This is a genomic window from Kushneria sp. Sum13, assembly GCF_052692355.1.
Genome location: NZ_CP199847.1, coordinates 2,441,084 through 2,464,464, shown reverse-complemented (window position 1 = coordinate 2,464,464; position 23,381 = coordinate 2,441,084). Strand labels below are relative to the sequence as shown.

Annotated in this window: 18 protein-coding genes and 1 pseudogene; 7 read left to right on the top strand and 12 right to left on the bottom strand. The window is 61.9% G+C overall.

The genetic code is table 11. The features are described 5' to 3' along the window. Positions 1-28 precede the first annotated feature (28 nt). Positions 29-1,537, bottom strand: a complete 1,509-nt coding sequence (locus ACUN8C_RS11525; protein WP_445619348.1) for a DUF2252 domain-containing protein — start codon at positions 1,535-1,537, stop codon at positions 29-31. A 267-nt stretch (positions 1,538-1,804) separates the two neighbouring features. Between ACUN8C_RS11525 and ACUN8C_RS11520 the strand changes: the two genes are divergently transcribed. Continuing rightward, complete coding sequence (locus tag ACUN8C_RS11520; protein WP_445619347.1) at positions 1,805-3,496, top strand: mechanosensitive ion channel family protein; 1,692 nt, start codon at positions 1,805-1,807, stop codon at positions 3,494-3,496. A 332-nt stretch (positions 3,497-3,828) separates the two neighbouring features. On the opposite strand, the pseudogene ACUN8C_RS11515 reads toward ACUN8C_RS11520, so the two are convergent. The 4 genes and pseudogenes from ACUN8C_RS11515 to ACUN8C_RS11500 all read right to left on the bottom strand — a co-directional run. Further along, positions 3,829-5,109, bottom strand: a pseudogene (locus tag ACUN8C_RS11515) (PQQ-dependent sugar dehydrogenase); the annotation flags it as partial. Beyond that, entirely contained in the window at positions 5,106-5,531 is a 426-nt protein-coding gene (locus ACUN8C_RS11510) for a DUF2231 domain-containing protein (RefSeq protein ID WP_445619346.1), read from the bottom strand. The gene ACUN8C_RS11510 and the pseudogene ACUN8C_RS11515, both read right to left, overlap by 4 nt. A 203-nt stretch (positions 5,532-5,734) precedes the next feature. Continuing rightward, positions 5,735-7,144 carry an ATP-binding protein gene (locus ACUN8C_RS11505; RefSeq protein WP_445619345.1) on the bottom strand — a complete coding sequence of 470 codons (1,410 nt, stop codon included), beginning with the start codon at positions 7,142-7,144 and terminating at the stop codon, positions 5,735-5,737. Positions 7,145-7,173: 29 nt separating this feature from the next. Next, the gene (locus tag ACUN8C_RS11500) at positions 7,174-7,950 is read right to left on the bottom strand and encodes a response regulator (protein WP_445619344.1); all 777 of its coding nucleotides are present in this window, start codon (positions 7,948-7,950) and stop codon (positions 7,174-7,176) included. 124 nt (positions 7,951-8,074) lie between these two features. Here ACUN8C_RS11500 and ACUN8C_RS11495 point away from each other — a divergent pair, with 124 nt between their 5' ends. Beyond that, a complete protein-coding gene (locus ACUN8C_RS11495; protein ID WP_445619343.1) occupies positions 8,075-10,381 on the top strand; it encodes a TonB-dependent siderophore receptor in 2,307 nt (768 codons plus the stop codon). 85 nt (positions 10,382-10,466) lie between these two features. Here the strand turns inward: ACUN8C_RS11495 and ACUN8C_RS11490 are convergent, their stop codons facing one another. From ACUN8C_RS11490 to ACUN8C_RS11475, 4 genes are all read right to left on the bottom strand, one after another. Then, positions 10,467-11,798, bottom strand: a complete 1,332-nt coding sequence (locus tag ACUN8C_RS11490) for an MFS transporter (RefSeq protein ID WP_445619342.1) — start codon at positions 11,796-11,798, stop codon at positions 10,467-10,469. A gap of 154 nt (positions 11,799-11,952) precedes the next feature. Further along, complete coding sequence (locus ACUN8C_RS11485) at positions 11,953-13,191, bottom strand: MFS transporter (protein ID WP_445619341.1); 1,239 nt, start codon at positions 13,189-13,191, stop codon at positions 11,953-11,955. A gap of 239 nt (positions 13,192-13,430) precedes the next feature. Further along, a complete protein-coding gene (locus ACUN8C_RS11480) occupies positions 13,431-15,350 on the bottom strand; it encodes an alpha/beta hydrolase domain-containing protein (RefSeq protein WP_445619340.1) in 1,920 nt (639 codons plus the stop codon). A gap of 161 nt (positions 15,351-15,511) precedes the next feature. Beyond that, entirely contained in the window at positions 15,512-16,699 is a 1,188-nt protein-coding gene (locus ACUN8C_RS11475) for a GGDEF domain-containing protein (protein ID WP_445619339.1), read from the bottom strand. 328 nt (positions 16,700-17,027) lie between these two features. On the opposite strand from ACUN8C_RS11475, the gene ACUN8C_RS11470 reads away from it, so the two are divergent. Continuing rightward, a complete protein-coding gene (locus ACUN8C_RS11470; RefSeq protein WP_445619338.1) occupies positions 17,028-17,444 on the top strand; it encodes a YqaA family protein in 417 nt (138 codons plus the stop codon). A 77-nt stretch (positions 17,445-17,521) separates the two neighbouring features. Here the strand turns inward: ACUN8C_RS11470 and ACUN8C_RS11465 are convergent, their stop codons facing one another. Further along, positions 17,522-18,835, bottom strand: coding sequence for an MFS transporter (locus tag ACUN8C_RS11465; RefSeq protein ID WP_445619337.1), 1,314 nt, complete (start codon positions 18,833-18,835; stop codon positions 17,522-17,524). Positions 18,836-19,123: 288 nt separating this feature from the next. Next, positions 19,124-20,029: an aldo/keto reductase family oxidoreductase gene (locus ACUN8C_RS11460; protein ID WP_445619336.1), complete on the bottom strand. Its 906-nt coding sequence runs from the start codon at positions 20,027-20,029 to the stop codon at positions 19,124-19,126. A 170-nt stretch (positions 20,030-20,199) separates the two neighbouring features. Here ACUN8C_RS11460 and ACUN8C_RS11455 point away from each other — a divergent pair, with 170 nt between their 5' ends. Further along, complete coding sequence (locus ACUN8C_RS11455) at positions 20,200-20,940, top strand: SDR family oxidoreductase (RefSeq protein ID WP_445619335.1); 741 nt, start codon at positions 20,200-20,202, stop codon at positions 20,938-20,940. Here the strand turns inward: ACUN8C_RS11455 and ACUN8C_RS11450 are convergent. After that, positions 20,921-21,319, bottom strand: a complete 399-nt coding sequence (locus ACUN8C_RS11450) for a winged helix-turn-helix transcriptional regulator (protein ID WP_445619334.1) — start codon at positions 21,317-21,319, stop codon at positions 20,921-20,923. The genes ACUN8C_RS11455 and ACUN8C_RS11450 overlap by 20 nt on opposite strands. Before the next feature lie 170 nt (positions 21,320-21,489). On the opposite strand from ACUN8C_RS11450, the gene ACUN8C_RS11445 reads away from it, so the two are divergent. From ACUN8C_RS11445 to ACUN8C_RS11435, 3 genes are read left to right on the top strand one after another with little or no spacing between them, the layout of a single operon-like run. Then, a complete protein-coding gene (locus ACUN8C_RS11445) occupies positions 21,490-22,101 on the top strand; it encodes an NAD(P)-dependent oxidoreductase (protein ID WP_445619333.1) in 612 nt (203 codons plus the stop codon). Positions 22,102-22,123: 22 nt separating this feature from the next. Continuing rightward, a complete protein-coding gene (locus ACUN8C_RS11440; protein ID WP_445619332.1) occupies positions 22,124-22,588 on the top strand; it encodes a nuclear transport factor 2 family protein in 465 nt (154 codons plus the stop codon). A gap of 36 nt (positions 22,589-22,624) precedes the next feature. Further along, the gene (locus ACUN8C_RS11435) at positions 22,625-23,350 is read left to right on the top strand and encodes an SDR family oxidoreductase (protein ID WP_445619331.1); all 726 of its coding nucleotides are present in this window, start codon (positions 22,625-22,627) and stop codon (positions 23,348-23,350) included. Positions 23,351-23,381 lie beyond the last annotated feature (31 nt).

Here is a 23,381-nt window from a genome sequence, read left to right as displayed (position 1 = left end):
CGATCCTCACCGGCACTGGCCTGTGGGCTTATCGATACACCCGGTCCAGATGCGTGAACGCCCCGCGGGCGTGATCTTCGCAAAACATCTCATGGTCGCGCCGCACGCGCTCGGCGGCCTCTTTGGCAAAGGCCACCATGTCCTCGGTAAAGAGTTCCACCGGGCCGATCGCCTCGACAATTGCCGGCTCGATGTCGTAGTCCAGCCGGCCCGCTTCATCGGAGAGCGCGTGTACCCCGGCGAGCACCTGACCGCAGATGCGGGCGTATTGCTTCCAGTCGCTTTTGGACAGGTCGTCCAGATCGATGCTGTCACGAAACGGCGCGCGCTCGCGCGATAGATAGCTGCGACCGTCAAACTCGATATGGCCATAAAAGCGGTCGCCGCGAATCAGATGCACGGCCTGGGCGTGGGTGATGCGCTCGGCGCGCGTGTTCATCTCGTACTGGCTGGGGGGCACCAGCCCGGCCAGTGCCGAGCGTCGGGCCTGCTTGTATTCGATGATCAGATCGTCCGTGCCATCATTCTGCGGGCCTTCGATCAGCACGTAGTAGCGATCCAGCCCCAGCGAGGCGGTGCCCTGGCCGCGACGAATCGCGACGTCCTTGACCCGCATGCCCGCGCCTTCGGATGATTGAGCCCGCGGCGGCACCTCGATATGGTTGTTCTTCACCATCCGATCGGTGATTTTTTGAAACTCGTCACGGCGGGAGAAGATCGGTACCAGCTTGTCGGTCGAGCGAAAGCGCCGGCCGGTCTCGTCGAGATAGTCGTCCCTGAGCCAGTCGGCACGAGCTTCGTGGGCGTCCTTGAAAAGCCTTCGAATCAGCGGCGGGGCGTTGTCCACGCGCATTTCCTCTTCCTGCTCGGTGCCGTCCCGGGCAAGGCGCTGCATGGCCTCGATATACCCCTCGATGAAGTGGCGCACTACTTTGGCCCGATGCTTGCGCTTGAGTTGACCTTCGGTTTCGGCGGCAATCATGAAGCCCACCGCGCCGCGCTTGAGATCCCAGGTGAAGGGGGCGTAATAGGCCTCGTCGAAATCATTGACCGAGAAGATCGGCACGTTGCTGACATTGGGCATGACGCCGAAGTTGTCGGGGTGCACATCGCCCAGCGCCAGTACGGTGGGCAGCCAGGCGTCGTCACCGGCCATGTCGCGATAAAACAGCAGCGCCGTGCCGCGAAAAAAGGAGAACAGCGAGCGGGAGAGCTGATCGAACTTGACGGCTGTTTCCTCGGTACCATCGGCGATGCGGGTCTGGTGATCTTCCCGCAGGGTCTGGCGCACATGAATGCGCCGCTCAAAACCGCTCAGCGCGCGCGGGCGCAGGACAAACTCACCGCTGGCCACGGCGTTGGCCAACCGGCGAAAGGTCTCGAACCGGGTACCGATGGCCGGCTGGGTAGCGCCTGATCCTTCGCGCTCAAGCGCCGCGGCAAGCTCTGCCTTGTTCATGGCAGCGCGCCCGGCAATCCCGAGCCTTTGCGCCTGTTCATAGAGCGCCTTGCGTGTCTGTCCTGTCTCATCGGTCATGATCACTTCTCGCCATTGTGGTTTCTCGGGGCGGTCAGGACATTGCTGATCGTCTACAACCGTCATTGTCAGCATGGTTCAGTTATCAGCATGGTTCATTGGCGCGCGCCGCGCTCGTTTGATCCCTGTCGGCCAGAAGGTGATGGCAGGCCGTGATTCAAGGCGGCGACAAAAGTCAAAAGAAGTCGCATCAGCCCGGACGCCGGCCGGTGTAGAATGCGCCGGCAGGTACTTTCATGGACGATAGACGAACCCGGTAACGCAGGAATGATGATAAAGAGACCGTGGTGGCTATGCTTGGTGGCGCTGGCAGCGCTGGTGTTATCAGGCCTTTGTCTGGCAGAAGAGGAAAGCAGCAGCGGGGAAGAGAGCTGGTACGAGATCAGCGCTTTAAACACCGGCCTTGATAAGCGCATTGACAGGAACAGCCTTCGAACACCGCGCGAAACGATGCGCCATTTCATGCACCTGATCGAAAGCGGAGATTACGACGGTGCGGCGCACATCCTCAATCTCTCCAATTTGCCGCCGGGCGAGCAGCGTGCGCGTGGGGCAGAGCTGGCCCGGCAGCTGGCCGAAGTGTTCCGGCGCGGCAAATGGCTCAATATTTCCACGCTCTCGGCGCGCCCGGATGCCATGATCGAGGACGTCTCCGGCAAGGACCCCCAGGCGGGCAAGATGCGCCGGGATATCCAGCTGGCGTCACTCGAGGCCGGTAATGATGCCTATGACATCCGGCTGGGCCGCTATCGCGTAAATGATGACGAGCCGATCTGGCTGATTACCCCGGAAAGCGTGTCTTCGATTCCGGCGCTGTACGACCAGTACGGCCCCTCACGCTTTGAAACGTATATCCCCGAGCCGCTCAAACAGAGTTTTGGGCTTTTAAGGATCTGGGAGTGGATCGCCATTCCACTGGTGCTGCTGGCGATCGCCCTGATCGGCAAGGGGGTGCATCTGGTGATGAGCGTCATCACGCGCTGGCTGCCTTCGGGCTCCCCGAGCATCTTTTTTACCCAGATTCAAAGTCCGGTGGCGCTGATCGTCATGGCGCTGGTGACGCAGACCCTGCTGGATTTTGTGGTGTCCTTCTCGGCCGTGGTCGCCACTACCCTGAGGGTTACCCTGACAATCGTCATGGCCTGGAGCGTGGGGGTGATCGCGCTGCGGCTGATCGATACCTTCATGCTGCACATGACCCGGCGCATGGCGGGTGAAATCGATGACTCCAAACCCCAGGACGAGCGCAAGCTTCTGACCACGCTCTATGCGCTGCGCCGCGTCATCATTTTGATCATGGTCATACTGGTGACGATCTACGTGCTGGGTCAGGTGCGTTTGTTCGAGACGCTGGGGATGTCAATTCTTGCTTCGGCAAGCGTTCTGGCGGTACTGGTTGGCATCGCCGGGCAGGCAGTGCTGAGTAACATTCTGTCGTCGTTTCAGCTCTCGCTGGCCAAGCCCCTGCGCATCGGGGATCTGGTGATGTTTGAAAACCAGTGGTGCTACGTCGAGGGCATTTTCTATACCTATATTCTGCTGCGGGTCTGGAACGAGCGGCGCCTGATCGTACCGGTCACCTACTTTGCCTCGCGCCCGTTCGAGAACCTGTCGGCCAAAAGCACCATGGAGTATCGAACCCTGGAGCTGACATTGCATCTCAACGCCGATGTGGCCTGCCTGCGTGAAAGGTTTCTTGAGTATGCGAAGGCAGAAGAGAACGTCATCGAGCATCACAAGCTGATGTGCAGCGTGACCGCACAGAACGCCTCGGCGCAGACCATCACCTGCTTTTTGATGACGGTGGATCCGCTGTCCGGCTGGGCGGCAGAGGCGAGCATTCGCGAAAAACTCATGGCGTTTATTCGCGATCATCACCCCGACTGGTGGCCGCGTCAGGTGGTGGTGCTGAGCGAGCAGGATATCGCCCGCGGTGAGCATGCAGGGGAGCGCCCTTAACGCTTTCGTTAACCCAAAAAAATACCCCGGGAGCGGCCCCCCGGGGTATGTGATGTTGCCGCACGGGACCGCCGCGATCAGGTCGCCGTGGTGGCAGGTTCTTCCTGTGCGTTATCGGACGGATCGTCGGGCGTTTCATTGCCTTCATCAGGCAGGGTGGACGACTCGTCGGACGTTGTGGCGCTGTTATCAGGCGTCGCGGGCGTTGCGGCACTGTCATCAGGCGCCTCGAGTGTCGCGGCACTGTCATCGGCGCCGGCCGGGTCGCTTTCCGGCATGGTAGCGCCGTCGTCATTGGCCGCTGCCGGCGGCGTTGACCCCGCGTCATCACGCGTGACGCGCCACACGGCGTTGGTCAGGTCGTCGGCCACGATGACCGAGCCGTCCGGGGCGACGCTTACGCCCACCGGGCGGCCGCGGGTGCGGCCATCGTCGGTGAGAAAGCCGGAGACGAAGTCGACCGGGTCGCCGGCGGGTTCACCGTTTTCAAACGGCACGAAGACAACGTTGTAGCCCACCGGGTCGGCGCGGTTCCAGCTGCCGTGCTGACCGATGAACACGCCATCGCTGTATTCACCGCCCACCTGCGGGTTGGAAAAGGCGATCCCCAGCGGCGCCCGGTGAGAGCCGAGGCTGTAGTCCGGCGCGATGGCCGATTCAACCTTCTCCGGGTTTTCCGGCTTGACGCGCGGGTCCACGTGCTGGCCCCAGTAGCTGTAAGGCCAGCCATAAAAGCCGCCATCCTGAATCGAAGTCAGATAGTCCGGCACCAGGTGCGGGCCGAGCTCATCGCGCTCGTTGGCTACCGCCCAGAGTGTCTCGGTGTCCGGCTGGAAGGTCAGCGCCGTCGGGTTGCGCACGCCGGTGGCGTAGGCGCGGTGCGCGCCGGTCTCGGGATTGATCTGCCAGATCTCGGCGCGGTCCACTTCAGCTTCCATGCCGCGCTCGGTGATGTTGCTGTTGGAGCCAATCCCGACGTAGAGATACTGGCCATCCGGGCTGGCGGTCATCGCCTTGGTCCAGTGGTGATTGATCTCGGAGGGCAGCAGTGTCACCAGTTCAGGCGGGCCGTCGGCCTGTGTCTGACCTTCTTCGTAGTCAAAGCGCACCAGCGAGCCCTGATTGGCGACATAAACATGATCGTCGATCAGCGCCAGCCCGTAGGGCGCATCGAGGCCGTCGGCAAATACCGTCTGCTCCTCATAGGTGCCGTCGCCATCGGCATCACGCAGCAGCGTCAGTCGGTTGCCGCCCTTGACCGAGGTCTTGCCCCTGGCCTTGATAACACCGGCAATGAAGTCCTTGGGCTTGAGCTTCGGCGCATGGCCGCCACTGCCTTCAGCGACCAGAATGTCGCCGTTGGGCAAGACCAGCGTCTGGCGCGGTATCTTCAGATCCGTGGCAATCGCCGTGATGCTATAGCCATCGGGCACGGTGGGGGTTTCATCGTTCCACGGGGCCTGTTCGGGCACGGTCATGTTGGGCAAAAGCCCGCGCTCGGGTTCCGGCAGGTCCGGGTTGGCGCCGAACTGCTCGGAGGCCGAGGCGCTGGCAGCGCCGGCCAGCAGCGCGATGGCCAGCGGCGTGGTCAGGTAGCGTTGTGAAAATGTCATTGTTTTACCTTCGCACCAGTATTTGAAAAACCGATCCAGGTGGCAACAAGGGCCAGCACTGTCACGATGATCGACAGGATAAAGCCGGTAGGCATGACCGCCCAGGCGTCCATGGCATGCATCAGGGCGTTGATAAAGCCCAGCACAAAGCTCACCACCAGCAGGGCGATATAGATGAGGCCGCGGCGGCGATCAGCGGCCCGAAACAGTCCGAGCACGCCACATAAAAAGGCAAGGCCGTTAAAGACGAGCGCCCCGGCGATCAGCCAGGAGGCAAACGTGGCCCACTGGATCTGATAGCTGGTCAGATAGGCGTAATCGCTCAGCAGGGCGGCAAGAAACAGCACGAAGGTGCCGGCCAGCAACACTCCATGCAGCGGATTCAATCCGCGTCGATATGTCGTTTCGGCAACAGCGTTCACGTCAGAGCCCCTTGAATCATCGAATGGAAACCCGTGCCGGGTCGGCACGTTATTGTCATGAGCGTTCAGCTACTCGTTCTACTACTACAGCGTAGCCGGTTTACGACGTCATCAATGAAGCACTTTCGACCTGGGCCGAACCTGAATCCATTCTGAATAAAAAAGCCGGCAGGCCATCGCATTTACTGACAACTCGGCGCGTTTTACGACTGGACAGAGGGAAGTGCCATCACGGCTTTCAGACCGCCATCAGGTTTATTGGCAAGCGTCAGCCGGCCCTGATGCGCCATCACGATGCTTTGCGCAATGCTCAGCCCCAGCCCGTAGCCCAGGGTGCCGGCATCGCCTTGGGCATCGCCGCGCGCCCAGGGCTGCATGAGGGCCAGAAGCTGTCGATCATCAATGCCCGGGCCGTCATCCTGAATGGCCACTTCGACCCAGCGCTCGGTCACATGCAGCGACAGCCGGGCGTGGCCGGCATGACGCAGGGCGTTGTCGATCAGGTTGTGCAGCACTCGCCGAATGGCGGGCGCATGGCCGCAGATCACGACCGGCGGGGCGCTGTCGCGACACACGTCGCTGCCCGTATCAACGAATTCTTCCACCACCTCGCGGGTCAGTTCGGTCAAATCAAACGGCACATGGGCACTTGAGGTCGCGCTGTTGTCTGCAGAGTCCAGCAGCGAGGCGATCAGGGTGTCCATCTGATCAATGTTGGCAATCAGCTTTGCCCGCAGCGTGGCATCGCTGATGCCTTCTGCGCGAAGGCGCATGCGCGTCAACGGCGTGCGCAGGTCATGAGAGACGGCACAGAGCAGCCGGGTACGCTCGCCCATCAGATCGAGCAACTGCTGCTGCATGAGATTGAACGTCTCGGCGGCCTGGCGCATCTCCCTGGGCCCTTCGACCGGCAGGGGCGGCTGGCGAATGTCGCGGCCCAGTGCGGCGGCGGCACGTACCAGGCGTCTCAACGGACGGGTGCTCAGGCGCACGATCACCAGCGCGACCGCCACCATCGCCAGCGCGCGCAGCAGATAGACGCGCATGGCGTAGTCTCCCAGTACCTGCCAGGCGGGCCGGCCGTTCCAGCCCCGGGCCTGTACCGCCTGGACATGCAGCCACTGTCCGGAGGAGAGCCGCAGTTGAAAGTTGAAGCGCCCGACAGTCCGGGAAAACCCGAACAGGCTCGACCAGGTGCCGGGGTGGCCGTCATCGTCTTCAAGGGTAACGTCCAGCAGCGACAGCTGTCGTGCATCGCCGGTTTCACGCTGCAGCGCGTCCTGCAACAGCCGCTCGACGTTTTTCTGCGCGGTGTCCATGCGGGCCGCCATGGGCAGCGGCGTCGCACGTAGCTCGACGTGAAAGGTCTCGGAATTCAGCGCCTGAATCGGCCGGTCATGGTCCAGATGGCGCATGACGTCCACGGTTCGAAAGATTACCAGCCGCGCTGGCGCCTCGAGCACCTGGCTGTAGCGCACGTCATACCAGATGCTGCTGGAGAGCAGCTGGATCGACAAAACGCTGATGACCAGGATCATGCTCAGCTGGGCAAACAGGGAATCGGGCCAGCATCGACGCCCCCGACCGAGCGCTCGCATGATGCTTGCAGGCATGGCGGCGGTACGTTTTGTCCTGTCGGGCCTCACGCTGAAACAGCGGGCAGTTCGAGCAGATACCCCTCGTTGCGTATGGTGCGAATGAAGCGGGGGCGCCGCGCGTTATCTTCGAGCACATGACGCAGGCGGCTGATGCAGACATCAATGGAGCGGTCGTCGGGTGCGTATTCCCGTCCGAAGGCGCAGCGGCTCAGATCGTGGCGACTGACGATCCGGTTGGTGTGCTCGCTCAGTGCCTTGAGCACCCTGAAATCGGAGCGCGGCAGATCGATGATGCGCCCGTCACGGGCGTGCAGTCGGCGCGTTTGTAGATTCAGACGCCAGCCGGCGATCTGTCGTTCGCTATCTTCGGCAACGCCGGCAGGGGCGGGCGCGAGGTGGTTTCTAGCAGGGTGCCTTGGATCCTGATTATTGCGCCGCAGCACGGCACGAATGCGTGCCAGCAGTTCACGCGGGTCAAAGGGCTTGCACAGATAGTCGTCTGCACCGATCTCAAGGCCGATGATGCGCTCGGCGCAGGCCCCGCGGGCACTGATCATGATCACCGGCAGCTTGCCTTTATGGCGCAGGGCGCGACACAGGCTCAGTCCGTCCTCTCCCGGCAGCATCAGATCCAGAATGACCAGATCCACGCTGTCATCCAGGCGGTGCCACATGTCGCGGCCGCTGGCGGCGGCGCGGGTGCGATACCCCATGCCCATCAGATAGTCGCAAATCAGCTCACGAATCTCGTCATCGTCATCCACCACCAGTACCAGCGGGCAATCATCGTGTTGTTCGGCGCCCAGCGCCTGGTCTGTCACGTCACCAATACAATCCATTACATATGCCCCACAAAGCCAAAGGTTCCCAGCCGGAGGCGCCAATATAATCGTGGCCCCCAGAATGGTAAATGCTAATCATTATTATTTTAACAAAGGGTCATTCATGAACGATCGCGCCTTACAGGCCACCGGGAAACGCCTTGAGTGGCCGGGGAAGCCACTCGCCGCCGCCATTGCGGCCACTGTCAGCGGCTGCCTGCTCAGTACGGCCGTCCTTGCCGAGCCGTCTTTCGATGATCAACAGACCGAGCCGGCCACTCAGCTGGCGCCGATGACCATCGAGGCCAGCTACCAGGGGGACCCTGCCCGCAGCTATACGGTGCCCGAGACCAGCAGTGCTACCGGCCTGTCATTGTCGCCGCGCGAGACGCCGCAGTCGGTGACCACCATTACCCGTCAGCAGATGGATGACCAAAGGGTGGTCAATCTCGAGGACGCACTTGAGCTTACCCCCGGCGTGACCGCCAACAAGACAGACGTCGGCGTTCGAACGTCCTTTCGTGCCCGTGGCTATGACATCAACAACTGGCGCGTTGACGGTCTGCAGTCCCCGGGATCCTCGGACTTTAGCGGCGTCGGCAATGCCTTCAGCATGGATCTCTACGAGCGCGTGGATATCGTCCGCGGCGCCAACGGCCTGCTGGGCGGCACAGGGGATCCGTCAGCCACGGTCGATCTGGTCCGAAAGCGCCCACAAAAGGATTTTGGCGGCAGTGCCTACACCTCCTACGGCCGTTGGGACCGGGCGCGGGTCGGGGCGGATCTCAATATGCCGCTGACCGAGGATGGCAGCATTCGCTCGCGCTTTGTGGTCACCCAGCAGGAGGGCGATTCGTTCCGGGACAACGAGTCCAACCGTAATCGGGCCGCGCTGGCCAGCTTTGAGTTTGACGCTGATGAGGACACCACCCTGGGCGTGGGCTATCAGTATGAATATCAGAAGACCCGTGGGTCCGGCTGGGGCGCCAACGTGCCGATATGGTTTGGCAACGGGGATCTGGCCAACCTGTCGCGCAGCACCAATCTGGCACCGCACTGGAGCCATGCCGAGTCCAGAACCAATACCGGGTTTGCCTCGCTCACGCATGCGTTCAATGACGACTGGCAGCTTGACGTTCGAATCGCCCAGAGCACTACCGATGCCGACAACCAGCTGGCGCTGGCCAAGGTCAACCGCGACTCGAATCGCAACTATGTCGGCTACTGGAACGAGGACGGCTCCGGCGCGATTCTCAATGGGCTTTACCAGATCAACGAGACCCGTCAGCGCTCCGCCCGCTTCGATTTAAGCGGTAAATATGATCTGCTCGGACGCGAGCATGATGTGATGTTCGGCTACAGTGAAAGCCGCACGCGCGAGCGTCGGCCCGAGCAGGACTGCGTCATGTCCAGCACGACCGCCTCCGTGGTCTCACCGGGCTGCATGTTCCGCGCCGACGGTCTGGCCATCACCGACTGGCGCCGCGGCGTCGACGATGATTTCCGCATTGATGCGTCCCGAACTGGTCGCACCCAGAAAACCAACACACGCCTTCGTGGGGTATACGCTGCCACGCGTCTGAACGTCACCGAGCCGCTGTCAGTGATCCTCGGCGCCCGGGCAAGCTACTACAAAACGGAAAGCGAGGACTACGGCGGCGATCATGCCGAGCAGCAGGAAAACGGTGTCTTCACACCCTATGCCGGCCTGGTGTATGACCTCTCGCGCCACTATTCGCTGTATGCCAGCTATACCAACATCTTCACCCCGCAGACCAGCGAAACCAGCAGCGGTGATCGGGTCAAGCCGCTGGAAGGGGACAGCTACGAAGCGGGATTGAAAGGCGAGTGGTTCGAGGGTCGGCTCAATGCCTCGGCCGCCGTTTTCCGCACCCGCCAGGAAAATGCCGCCGTCATGGATGGCGCCAACCTTACCCCGAGCGGCGGTCAGGCCTACAAGGCGGGCACCGGCAATGAAACGGAAGGGGTTGATCTGGAAGTCGCCGGCGCCATCACGCCGAACTGGAACGTCTACGGCGGCTATACGTATCTGCACTTTCGCCGCGTAGACTCCGATGGCCGCAGTGACCCGTCGCATCTGTTCAAGCTGTCAACGACGTATCAGCCGGCCGGCCTGCTGGATCGCTGGACCTTCGGGGGTGGCGTCTATGCCCAGAGCAACATCCATGCCGTCTCAAGCCCCGCCGGACAGCCTGCCAATGGCATCAGTACCGGGTCCACGGCCGTCAACTGGCCGGGCTATGCCATCTGGAATGCCATGGCAAGCTACGACATCACCGATGCCACCAGCGTGACCCTCAACCTGGACAACCTGTTCGACAAGCACTACTACGACCGTTACGGCTTCTATGCCGGCGCCATCTACGGCAATCCGCGTAGTGCCACCGTCACCCTGAGCACGTCGTTCTAAACGAGCGACGCGGGCCTGAGCCGTCCTGACATCATGCTGGCCCAGGGATAATACCCGGCCGGCATGATGTTGTTTTAGATCGGCGTTACGCCGTGCGGGGCGAAGGATCATGGATCGGATCCGGATGCGCGGTTTCCACGTCCGGCACCACCTGTGACAGGTCCTCGTGGTGCTCATGCTCGATCGCCCCCTGTACCAGCGCCTCGGTGACCACCAGCTCGGCGCCGACCACCGAGTGCGACGTGCTGGACGTAAAGGGCGCCACCGGCATCGGTGCCGGGCGTCGACTGCGTCGCCACAGCAAAAAGACCACCAGTGTGCCGGCCAGGCTCCCCAGCGCCACGAACAGTCCCGTGTCTCCCATATGGGCCATGACCGGAGTGATCAGCGGCGGGCTCAACGTCGCGCCCAGTTCGTTGATCAACAAAAGCCCCTGACTCATGCGCACCAGTGCCCCGGCCGGTGCCCGGTCAGAGGCGTGGCTGATCGACACCGGATAGAGCACGAACGCGCTGCCGCCGATCAGAAACAGCATGCCGGCCATCAACGCCGGACTGTCTTTCATGAACAGCACGCCAAAACTGAGCGCGCCCAGCGCCGCACTGGTGAGAATCAGCACCATTTGCCGGTCATGGCGATCCGACCAGCGCCCGATCGGATACTGCAGCAGCATCGCGCCCAGAATCACGATGGCCATCATCCGCCCAACATCCTGCAGATCGAGACCGATACGCTGTAGATACAGCGGCAGCAGGCTGTAGATGGCCGAGATTACCAGTCCCGCCACAAAGCAGCCCACCACACCGGTCGGCGTGACCGTGATCAAGCGCCAGGGGGAGAGCGGCTCGGCATGTTCGACCAGCGGCGAGACGCGCGGGATAAGTCCCAGCGGCAGAATCGACAGCGCTGCGAGAATGGCAATGATCATGAAGGCGGCCGTGTCGCCGCCAAAATCCGCCACGCCCAGCAGGAGCTGACCGATTACGCCCGCGCCGTAGAGCGCGATCATGTACAGCGCCAGCAGGCGACCACGCACCTTCGGGTCCGAGGCGCTCAAAAGCCAGCTCTCGATGACCAGATAAACGCCGAGCGTGGCCCATCCGCACAGAAAGCGCATGACAAACCAGAACGGGGCGTTCACCCACAGGCCCTGGGCCAGCACGGTCACGGCCACCAGTGCGCCGAAACAGGCATAGGCGCGGATATGGCCGATGCGCAGCAAAATGCGGTCACTGAAAAGGGCCCCGATGACCAGACCGGCGTGAAAGGCAGACGATATCCAGCCGATCGTGGTGGCGGATTCGCCGGCGGCGTCCAGACGCACGGTCACCAGCGACATCATGAAGGCGTTGCCAATACCAAAGATAAAAAGGCCGAGTAATGGCGCAAGCGCCATCGAGAACAGCTGACGTGACATGAAGTGTCTTGATCCTGATGAGCGTCGGCAGGCGGGGGAGCCGACGGGTCTTTCGAAAGCAGGACCTTCGACCGGGCGGTCGAAAGCGAGCGCACTATACGCCGGGCTTTCGGGAAAAAGAAGCGAAATCAATGCACGGATCGTGCCGAAGGCGCTAGTCGCAGCCGGCGCCCGGTTGCGCGTCCTTGCGGCGTTCGGCAGAAATGGCCCGCACCGCCACACAGGCCGCACCGAGCCCGGCCGCGGCGGCCACCATCATCGCCCAGCGCGGGCCGGCGTGGTCGGCAATCGCACCCACGATGGGCGCGCCAATTGGCGTGCCGCCCATGGTGACCGCAATGCGCAGCGCCATCACGCGCCCGCGCATGGCAGGCGTGGTGGTGAGCTGCATGGTGGCGTTGGAGGCGGTCATGAAGGTGAGCGCCGAAAGCCCGGTCAGCATCAGGGCAATGGCAAAGAGCCAGACGCTGGGCGCCAGTGCCGCCAGGGCGCAGAACACCCCGAACGACAGCGAAGACACCAGCAAAAGGCTCATGCGCGGCTGTTCGCGCCGGGCGGCCAGTAGCGCGCCGGTCACCGAGCCGATCGCCAGACAGGTGGTCAACAGGCCGTACTGGTGGGCATCACCGTGAAAGACGCTGACCGACATGGTCGAGATGAAGACCGAAAAGTTGAACCCGAAGGTGCCGATCAAAAAGAGCATGATCAAAAGCGCGCTCAGATCAGGACGATGGCGCACATAGCGAAGGCCCTCGGTCAGGCTGCCGCGGCGCTGGGTGGCCCGCTCGGTGATGTGCAGCTCATTGACGCGCAAAAGACACAGCGCGCCCAGTACCGCGGCAAAGGAGACCGCGTTGATGATAAACAGCCAGCCGGTGCCGGCAGCGGCAATCAGAATGCCGGCAATGGCGGGTCCTACCATGCGCGCGGCGTTGAAGGAGGTGGAGTTGAGTGCCACGGCATTGGCCAGAAACTTCTCGCCGACCAGGTCATTGACGAAGACCTGACGTGCCGGGGCATCAAAGGCCGTCACGCAGCCCAGACCGAAGGCAAACAGATAGACCTGCCAGAGCGTTACCATGCCGGTCAGGGTCAGGATGCCCAGGCCCAGCGCCAGCAGACCCTGCAGTGCCTGAGAGAGCATGATCAGGCGCCGGCGATCAAAATAGTCCACGGCAAAGCCGGACAGCGGCAGCAGCAGAAGCTGCGGGCCGAACTGCAGCGCCATGGTAATGCCCATGGCGCTGGCATCGTTGGCCGTCAGCACGGTCAGCACCAGCCAGTCCTGGGCGATACGCTGCATCCAGGTGCCGATGTTTGACACCATGGCTCCGCCAAACCAGAGCCGGTAGTTGTAGACGCTCAGCGAGCGAAAAAGCCGGCGATCACGCATGGGACATCATGCGTTCGGCATCGGTAAGTGCGGCATCGATGGGTGTTCTTGACAGGCGATCGGTCATGAAAGGCTCGGCAGCATCCGTGCAAAAAACGAAACGTCGCCAGCATCCTTTGGCAGGAGCAGGCCTGGTGGGCACAGGTCGCGCCGCGAAGGGGCTGGCAAAGGCATCAGTGTAGCGGGTTTTCAGGCGCGGGCCTGCCCGGGGTCACGGCCCGTGACCCCGGGGCGGGCTATTACCGGGTCGGGAAGGCTGGTGCGTCGTCCACGACAAAATCGACATCTTCCGGCAGCATCAGACGTGACTCGACCAGTTGGCTGGCGGCCTTTTGCACCGCATGGCGATAGTCATCACGACTCTTGTAACGGGCGCTGACGGGGGCCCGACGGTCGCTTGCGGCCGGTGCGCTCGGGAAGGGCAGGTAGCTGCCATCCAGACTGCACAGATCACCCTCGCCAAAGCCTTTGGCACGCAGGTTCCAGCCCCAGTAGGTACCCAGTGGCGCCGCGACATAAGGCAGGCGAACACCGCCCTGGGGAATGCCGTCGGCATCAACACGGGGGACGCGCAACGGGTAGGCGGCTCCGGAAGTGGGCGGCGTGGTATCGTGATGCATGACCTGTAGTCCGTTCACCACCGGTGTCGGCGTGGTGCCGTTGATGCGCGGCAGCTTTAACGCCTCGGGTGACACCAGGGTGTCGGCCTCAAGCCCCGGGTAGGCACTTGCCGGCGGCGTGGTGCCATCCTTGATCCAGGCCAGCATGTCCAGACTCAGCGCCCGCATGACAGGCGCCGGGCTCAGCGGATTGGTCGGGTATTGGCACATGGCCTTTTCAGCCGATGCGGTCCCCCAGGCGTTCAGGTGTGGCAGGCCCGCCAGGAAATAAAGGCGCACGTTGTCGGGCATCTTCAGTGGTTCACCGCCGGTGGTGGAAGACACCAGCGATGCCCGGCCCTGCCAGAACTCGGTAGATGTGTCGCTGTGCATCAGGCGCGGGCAGGTGTTTGAGGCCGTGCAGGTCTTCAGAAGACTGTCGGTTTGACCGGTCAGCGGGTCGGTGGATTCGGCGTAGGTGAAGGGGAACTGATCGCCCGGGTAGTCGTGGTCCTCATGCTGGCGCGAAAAGCGCCCGGGCTGGGCAAACCGTGCGTTGGTAAACGTCTTGCGTGACCCTGCAATATGGACCATGGCGCCATCAAAAACGCGCCTGCCGTCTTCATCGGCATTAAAGCCCTGATAGATCAGATCGCGCAGAAAACGACCCGACTGTGAAATGCCCAGTCCAATGGTGTGATCAATGTCATGAGTGGGAGGCGTGACGTCATGGCCGGGATTGCCGCGCAGAAAGGACACCAGGTCGCTGGTGGCCGCAAACGCAAGCCCCGACGGCAGCGCATGTTTGGCCGGATAGACAAATTCGTAAATGGCGCCGGCGTCATATCCCTCGGGCCGGGTAATCTCGACGGTCCTGTCATCGATATAGCGAAAGGACAGCCCTTTCGGCGTTGCGCGGGGGGCCTGTGGCGTGGCGCGCACCGTCAGGGTCGCGGCGTCGTGATCGGTGCTGGCGGCGGGATAGCTCAACGACTCGCGTTGAACGGCGTCGGTGTTATCGAAAATGAACTCATCACGCGAAGGCCCCGTGACCCCTTCAAGGACAGGAAGGTGCATGCCCAGAAGATTATCACTGAGCCCGGTCTGCCAGCCGCCCCAGACCAGCGTATGGCCCTGGCGCATCTGAAAGCCGTCGCCCGGGTCGTCCACACTGAAACGATCGCTGATGGGCGCGCGGTTCAACAGCGCAAAACTCAGGTTGCGGCCCCGGTTCGGAATTTCGTAGAAGAGCGTCCCCGACCCCTGGCCGGTGGGCTGTAAAATGACCACCTCGGCGCTGAACTCGACCTCGCCGTGTGCGTTGACCGGCGCGCTGTCGAGACTTTCGATGCCAGCGCCGCGCCTGGTGCCCGGATCGATTGCAAAATGCGCCACGCCCTCGAGTCGCTGATAGGTCCCGGCGTTGCCGAAACGCCGGCCCTCATACATGGGCGTGGTCGCGTTCACATCAAAGCCGGTGACTCTGGCCTCTGCCGGTGAGGCCAGCAGTAAAAGGGTGGCAGCAGCGCTACCAAGGGACAGGCAGGCAAAACGTTTCATCAAAAAAACCCGTGACTCAGCGAGGTGCCCAAGTATTGGTCATGGCTTGCCAGGGCACCATACGTCTTTGGATAAGACAGGTCTTTGGATAAGACAGGTCTTTGGATAAAACAGGTCTTTGTATGAGCAAGGTGCGGTGGGCATTGAGAGGGCGGACCGCATCACGGGGTGGGTTGATGATCCTTCCGGGGCGGCGGTGTTTCGATTGGCATGTTGTCATGGGCGCGATACACCACCTGATTGCGGCCGTTTGATTTCGCCTGATACAGCGCTTCATCGGCGCATTTCAACAGATGGTCGCCGCCGTATTCAGGGAGATCGGACGTCACGTGGCGGATGGTCGACACGCCAACGCTGATGGTGACCACTCCTCCTGTACCCAGTGCCACATTGGGTATTTCCAGGGCTTCTATGCCCGTGCATAGTTGCTCTGCCAGCAGTCGCGCCCCGGCTTCATCCGTATCCGGCAGGACAACGGCGAACTCTTCGCCGCCGTAGCGTGCCAGCAGATCGGATGCCCGAGAGATCATGCCCTTTGCTGTTCTGGCAATCTGCTGGAGACAGCGATCGCCGCCATCGTGGCCATAGTGATCGTTGAAGGGCTTGAAGTGATCGACATCGAACATGATGACCGAGAGGGCCAGCTGACGTCGCGCAAGCCGCGCCCACTCACGTTCAAGAGCCACATCAAGTGCCCGCCGGTTGGCAAGGCCCGTCAACGGGTCGGTATTGCTGAGCATTTCCAGGTATCGATTGTTCAGCGTCAGTTCTCCCTCGACATGATCAATCTGCTGGCGTAGCAGGTAGAGAAAAATGCCCGACAGCGTCAGCGCGCCGGTCACGCTGACGCCATACATCACGTCGCGCCACGGTGATGGCACCGGGGCCATGACGGTCTCGGCCGTGAAAAGGCGATGCGTGAGCCCATACTGCACGCCAAATGCCGCCATGATGGCGGTATAGGTTCGTATGCGAAGGCGCTGGTACAAAAAGATCAGGATGGAGGCCAGGGTGAAATAGAACAGGTTGACCCCGGCCTCGGTGCCGATAAAAAAGGTCACGACAAACAGCTGAGTGCAGGTATTGATCAGCAAGACATGGCTTGCCGTGTTGTGCCGCCTTAGATAGTTCAGCAGCAGAACCGACAGATACAGGGTCATGAAGATGAGGTTGGCGAAAAACACGCCGCAGTAAACGGTGAAGTCGTAGAAATAGTAAAAAAGCTGGTAGGGAAGGGTCGCAAGACAGGCAAAGATGCCGACCTGATTACATAAAGCGATCCGGCGACGTCCCCCGAGCGGGTGATTTGAAGTGCCGGGCGACCAGAACTGTTTGATCGTATTGATCATTGATGTGCCTTGTTCAGCCCGTGAGCAGGGCCGGGTCTTTTTTTGAGTGGCATGTCGTCATCACAATGCAATGTCGTGTTCTGCTGTGGCTGCCTGATGCCGGCGCCATGACCTCTGGCGGGGCGGCAGGCTCAGCGTTGAACAAGGCGTTGCCGGCCTTCTCATGTCACGGTCAGCAGGGGTTGAAGGGCATCACCGCCGGCCGGCCCTGGACATTGTCAGTATTAGTACACGGAATTTTCAAGTTTAACACTTATTGACAAATGCTCGAGTGGAACGGTGTGGATCCCGTGACGACTGTTACTGCCCGAACGACCTTCTGGAGGAGATGTTGCTGGATATCGGTCTGACTGGACTGTTCATTTCGGCCTTTTTGTCGGCCACGCTGCTGCCCATGGGCTCGGAGGCCGTACTGGCATCATTGCTGCTCGCGGGCGGGTCGCCGGTCACTCTGGTGGTGATGGCCACGATCGGCAATGTGCTGGGATCAGTGGTGAATTACGCCATGGGTTACTGGGCCAATCAGGGCTGGCTGGCGCGCCAGAAGCCTGGAATCATGGCCCGCGCCGAGCAGCGCTTTCGCCGCTACGGGCGCTGGTCACTGCTGCTGGCCTGGGTGCCGGTCATTGGTGATCCGCTGACGCTGATCGCCGGGGTGTTGCGGGTCAATCTGCTCTGGTTTCTGGCGCTGGTCACGGTTGGCAAGGCGCTGCGCTATATCGTGCTGAGTGTGTTGATCCTGTAGGCCGGACACCGGCGCTGCCGGCCCGGGGGGAGCCGGCAGCGAATCAATCGCAGGTCGGATATGAGTGTCGGGCAACCTTACAGCGTGTTATCGCGCGTCTCGCGTACGGTCAACATGGCGACAAGGCTCAGCATCGCCATCCCGACAATGTAATAGCCAACCCATGACAGCCCGCCCTGACCGACCAGCCACTGGGCGGCATAGGGCGCCAGCGATGCCCCCAGAATACCGGCCAGACTATAGGCAACGCCGGCCCCCGAGTAGCGTACCCGCGTGGGCAGAAGCTCCGGCAGCAGCGCACCCATCGGCGCATAGATCCAGCCCATGGCCGTCAGCCCGAGGCACAAAAATACCAGCGTCAGCGGCGTGGAAGCGCTACTGATCAACGGTGCCAGCAGCAGGCCGACCAGCATGGTGAACACCAGTCCACTGATGATCACCGGCTTGCGGCCGAAACGGTCACAGGCGAGCGCCGACAGCGGCGTGGCAATTGCCATGAAAATGATGGCAAAGCACAGCATGCCCAGGAAGGTACCGCGGTCGATGCCCTGGGTCTGAGTGGCGTAATTGAGGGTGAAAACGGTGGTGATATAAAAGATCGCGTAGCAGGCCACCATCGCCAGCGTGCCCTGCAGCAGCGGCGCGCGATGATCCCGCAGCAGTTCGATCATCGGTGCGCGGCCGGGCGGCTTTTGCTGCTCGCGGTTGAACACTTCCGACTCCACCAGAGTGGTACGTACATATAGCCCGATCACCACCAGTACGGCGCTCAATAAAAACGGAATGCGCCAGCCCCAGGCCATGAAGGCTTCATCGCTGATCGACAGCAAAATGACCAGAAAGACACCATTGGCGAGCAGAAAGCCCAGTGACGGCCCCAGCTGCGGGAACATGCCAAAAAAGGCTCGACGCCCGCGCGGCGCGTTTTCGGTCGCCAGAAGCGCTGCGCCGCCCCATTCTCCGCCAATGCCCAGCCCCTGACACAGTCGAAAAACGCACAATAAAATCGGCGCGCCAATGCCGATCGACTCATATCCTGGCAGCAGGCCGATGCTGACCGTAGCGCCACCCATCAAAACCAGACTGGCCACCAGTGTCGACTTGCGCCCGATGCGGTCGCCAAAGTGACCAAAAAGCAGTGAACCCACCGGGCGGGCCACAAACGCCAGCCCGAAGCTCATGAAGGCGGCCAGCACCTGCATCTGCGAGGATTCTCCCGGAAAGAAGGTCGGGCCGATCACCAGCGCCGCGGCGGTGGCGAAGATATAGAAGTCATAAAATTCGATGGTGGTGCCGGCAAGGCTTGCAATCATCACGCGTCGCGGCGTGTTGGCCGGCGCGCGGTGCGGTGTGTCGACACCTGCCGCAGGTGAAACGGTATCGGTGGTCATGCCGTCGTGCTCCCGGAGTGGCGATCATTCTTCTCGGGGAAGCGTTTCAACCCGTGAAACGTTCCAGCTCGAGAAGCGTTTTAAAATGCCCCGGGATAACGGGGAACAGGGGCGCGGCACGGTCATCGTGTTCGGGTGCCAAACACGGACGCCCCGGTGAGGGTCGGGCCGTACATTACGCTTTCGGGTCGAAAGGGGGCGATATCTTACCGAGCAACGCGCAGGACAGCTCTGAGACTTTTGTTGGAGACCGCCGGGCCGCCCGGCGTCGCAAAGGGATGGCCGGCGTCAGACCCCATGCCCTGACCAAGGGCGATCCTGCGTGTCTCCCCGCGATATCCGATCCAGTACGGCCAGCTCGGCATGAGGAATGACCAGATTGGCGGCGTCCAGATTCTCTTTAAGATGCGAAAGCGACGCGGTGCCCGGTATCAACAGGATATTGGGCGAGCGCTGCAGCAGCCAGGCCAGCGCCACCTGCATCGGCGTGGCTTCAATGCGCGCGGCCACCTCATCGAGGGCGTCTGATTGAAGTGGCGTAAAACCGCCGAGGGGGAAGAAGGGCACGTAGGGAATGTTCTGGTTGGCCAGCTCGTCGATCAGCGTATCGTCCAGACGCTGGGCCAGATTGTACTGATTCTGCACGCAGGCCACCTCGCCGCTTTTTTGCGCTTCGCGTACCTGGGTGGCCGTGACATTGCTCAGTCCCAGATGGCGGATCAACCCGCGCGCCTTCAGCTCGAGCAGTGTGGTCCAGGGGCCTTCCAGCGAGCCTTCTGCCGGACCGTGTGCATCGATCATGCTGCGCAGGTTGACCACCTCCAGCGCCTCGAGCCCGAGATGTCTCAGGTTGTCCTCGACGGCGCGGGTCAGCTCCTCGGGGGAAAGCGCCGGCAGCCAGCCGCCTTTGTCGTCCCGCCGCGCGCTGACCTTGGTCACGATACACAACTGATCCGGATAGGGATGCAGGGCCTCGCGGATCAGCTGATTGGTCACATGCGGCCCATAAAAATCAGATGTGTCGATATGATCGACGCCTGACTCGATGGCGGCCTGCAGCACGCGCCGCGCCATGGCCGGATCCTTCGGCGGGCCGAAGACACCGGGACCAGCCAGCTGCATGGCGCCATATCCCATTCGACAGACCTGCCCGTCGCCCAGCGGATAGCGGCCTGCGGCAGTGATGTTGATCATGTGACTTCTCCTCGACATGGATGACCGGAAGGCCGGTCAGGGCGGGACAGACTAAGGTCAGTGTAGCCCCGCCTTCTGGCCCTGCCTGTGTGGCAATGCCGGGCGGGAGAAGTTCATCCCCCTGGAAGTTCACCCTCCTGGAAGTTCACCCCTGAAAACGGAGCAGCGTCATGAGCAAACAACCCGAGCGTGTGGCCATGGTGACCGGTGCCTCTCGCGGCATTGGCCGGGCCATTGCCCTGAAACTGGCAAATGATGGCTTTGCCGTGGTCGTCAATTACGCCGGCAGCGCCGAACGTGCAGCCTCGGTTGTGGCCGAGATCGAAGCAGCCGGTGGGCAGGCACGTGCCTTCCAGGCCGACATCAGTGATGCCGCGGCGGTCGAGCAGCTTTTTGCCACCACCATGGCGGCGTTCGGACGTCTCGATGTGGTCGTCAACAACGCCGGCATCATGAAGATGGCCCCCATCACGAGCGACAATCTGGACGCGTTGGATCAAACGCTTGCGATCAACCTGCGCGGCAGCTGGCTGGTGATGGCAAAAGCCGCCGAAGTGCTTGGGCAGGGCGGTCGCATCATCGCACTGTCATCGAGCGTGCTGGCGAAATCCTTTTCCGGCTACGGGGCCTATATCGCCAGCAAGGCAGGCGTCGAGGGGCTTGTGAAGGTGCTGGCCAATGAGCTGCGCGGACGTGAGATTACGGTCAACGCCGTGGCGCCCGGGCCGGTCGCCACCGAACTCTTTTTTGAAGGCAAAAGCGAGGAACAGGTGGCGCATATTGCGGGTATGGCGCCGCTTGAGCGGCTGGGCCAGCCCGAGGAGATTGCCGGCACCGTGGCCTTTCTGGCCGGCCCTGATGGCGGCTGGGTCAACGCACAGATCCTGCGCGTCAACGGAGGCTTTGCCTGAGGTGGTCCTGCGTTGACTGATAGCGCTCGCGTGCTGCCACGATAGTGCGGTGATGGGTATCCGCCCAGGTGATCAGCTGCTGCATGGGCTCCAGAAACGAGCGACCCAGATCGGTCAGGGCGTACTCCACTCTCAAAGGCACCTCGGGGTAGAGCGTGCGGGTGATAAAGCCGTCCTGCTCGAGCTGCTTGAGCGTGCGCGACAGCATCTGTTTCGAGATGTCGCCGATCTCGCGCATCAGGGCATTAAAGCGCAGGGTGCCCGGCGCCAGGGTCTGCATGATCAGCAGGCTCCACTGATCGCCAATGCGATCGAGCACGTCGCGAATCGGACAGGGCTGCTCAAAGACGAAGGTTTCGTTGTCCGGCATCGTGGTCATTCAGGTCACCATCAAGGGAGGGGCAGCGGTCGGGGACTTCTCGAAGGTCACATGAGTGTGACCAGGTCAGCGCGCAGTGACGTCTTGCGCTGGCATCACAACGCGCTTAAGTTCATCCCACGGTCTGTCTTTTAGACCACCCATGATACACACATGCCAGGAGGTGGCGCATGGCACAGGTAGCGTTGATCGGAGCATCAGGTCATGCCGGCTCGCGGCTTCTCGCCGAACTGTCGGATCGAGGCCATCAGGTGACGGCCATTGCCCGCAACAGGGACAACATTGAGCTGTTGCCCGGAGTAAGTGCCAAACAGGGGGATGCCGGTGACCGCGAGGCGCTCGCTGCGCTGCTCAAGGGGCATGACGCCGTCATCAGTGCCCTCCCTTTCAGGACCAGCGACGTCAAAACGCTGGTCGGCGCCCTGCGCGATGCCGGTGTGTCGCGCTATCTTGTGGTCGGTGGTGCCGGCAGTCTGGAAGTGGCGCCCGGTGAAAAGCTCATTGATCAGCCGGACTTCCCCGAGGCCTATCAGCCTGAGGCGCGCGCCGGCGGCGAGTTTCTGGACTTTCTGCGCGGCGTGGAAGATCTGGAGTGGACCTTTTTGTCCCCATCGGCCGAGTTCGTCGCCGGCAGGCGCACCGGAAGGTTTCGCCTTGGCAATGACGAGCTGCTGACCCACGAGGGCGGCTCCAGCATTTCCTTTGAGGACTACGCCGTGGCGATGGTCGATGAGCTTGAAACCCCCACCCACGTGCGCCAGCGTTTCACCGTCGGCTACTGATGGCCCTCAAAGGAGTTTTTTCATGTCGCTACTGAAATTTTCCGGGGCGGTCACCACCGCCCTGATGCTGGCCGTACCGGCCATCTCTTTTGCCCAGTCTGAGCAGGACATTGATCAGGAAGATGCCAACCGACAACTGGTCGTGGCGTTCTACAACCAATTTTTTAACGACCATGACACCGGGAGCGCCGAGGTGCTGGCCCCCGACTATATCCAGCATAACCCCGGCGTGCCTGACGGCAGGGCACCCGTGGTCGAGTATTTCTCCCGCTATTTCAAAACGCATCCGGACTACAAAAGCGAGATCATGCGCAGCGCCGCCGATGGCGATCTGGTCTGGCTGCATGTCCACTCGACCGAAGGCGACAATGATCCGGGCAGCGCCGTGGTGGATATCTTCCGCGTCGATGACGGTAAAATCGTCGAACACTGGGATGTGATCCAGCCGGTGCCGGACAAATCCGCCAACGACAACACGATGTTTTAACTCGAGTACGCCTTCAAGCGACCTCAGGGAGAGGACATGAGCAATACCGCAACCGTTGAAAACGCTGTCCGCCGCGCGCTGGTCGTGGGCGCCTCCCGTGGCATAGGCCTGGGGCTGGTACAGGTGCTGCTTGCGCGTGGCTGGCAGGTAACGGCTACGGTGCGCGATACCACGCGCACGCCGCAGGCACTACTGGACCTGCAAAAAACGCACGGTGCAGCGCTTGAGATACTCGAGCTCGACCTCGCTCACTCGTCCCGTCTCGGCGAGCTGGCCGCAGCGCTTGGGGCCGGCATGCTGAATCTGCTGGTGATCTCGGCCGGCATCATGGGGCCGGACCATCAGCGCGCCGAGCAGGCGAGCCCGGAGGAGGTCGGTGAGCTTTTCGATCTCAACGCGATGGCGCCGCTTCGGCTGGCCCGCGCGCTGCTGCCGGCCATGGCCTGCGAGGGCGTGATCGGCTTTCTGAGCTCGCGGATGGGCAGCGTGTCGCTTAACGAGTCAGGCGATCGTGAGCTTTATCGCGCCAGCAAGGCGGCGCTCAACAGCCTGTCACGTGGCTTTGCCATCAATGAGGCGCTGCCTGCCGGCGTTGGGGTGTTGAATCTGCATCCGGGCTGGGTACAGACCGACATGGGGGGCGAAGAGGCTCCGGTGACGGTCGAGCAGAGCGTCACCGGCCTGGTGAACGTACTGGAAGCGGCACTCGGGCAGATCGAGCAGCGTTTTGTGGATTTTGAAGGGCAGACGCTGGCCTGGTAAAACATCGCTCATGAGCGTGAGATCGATGAAG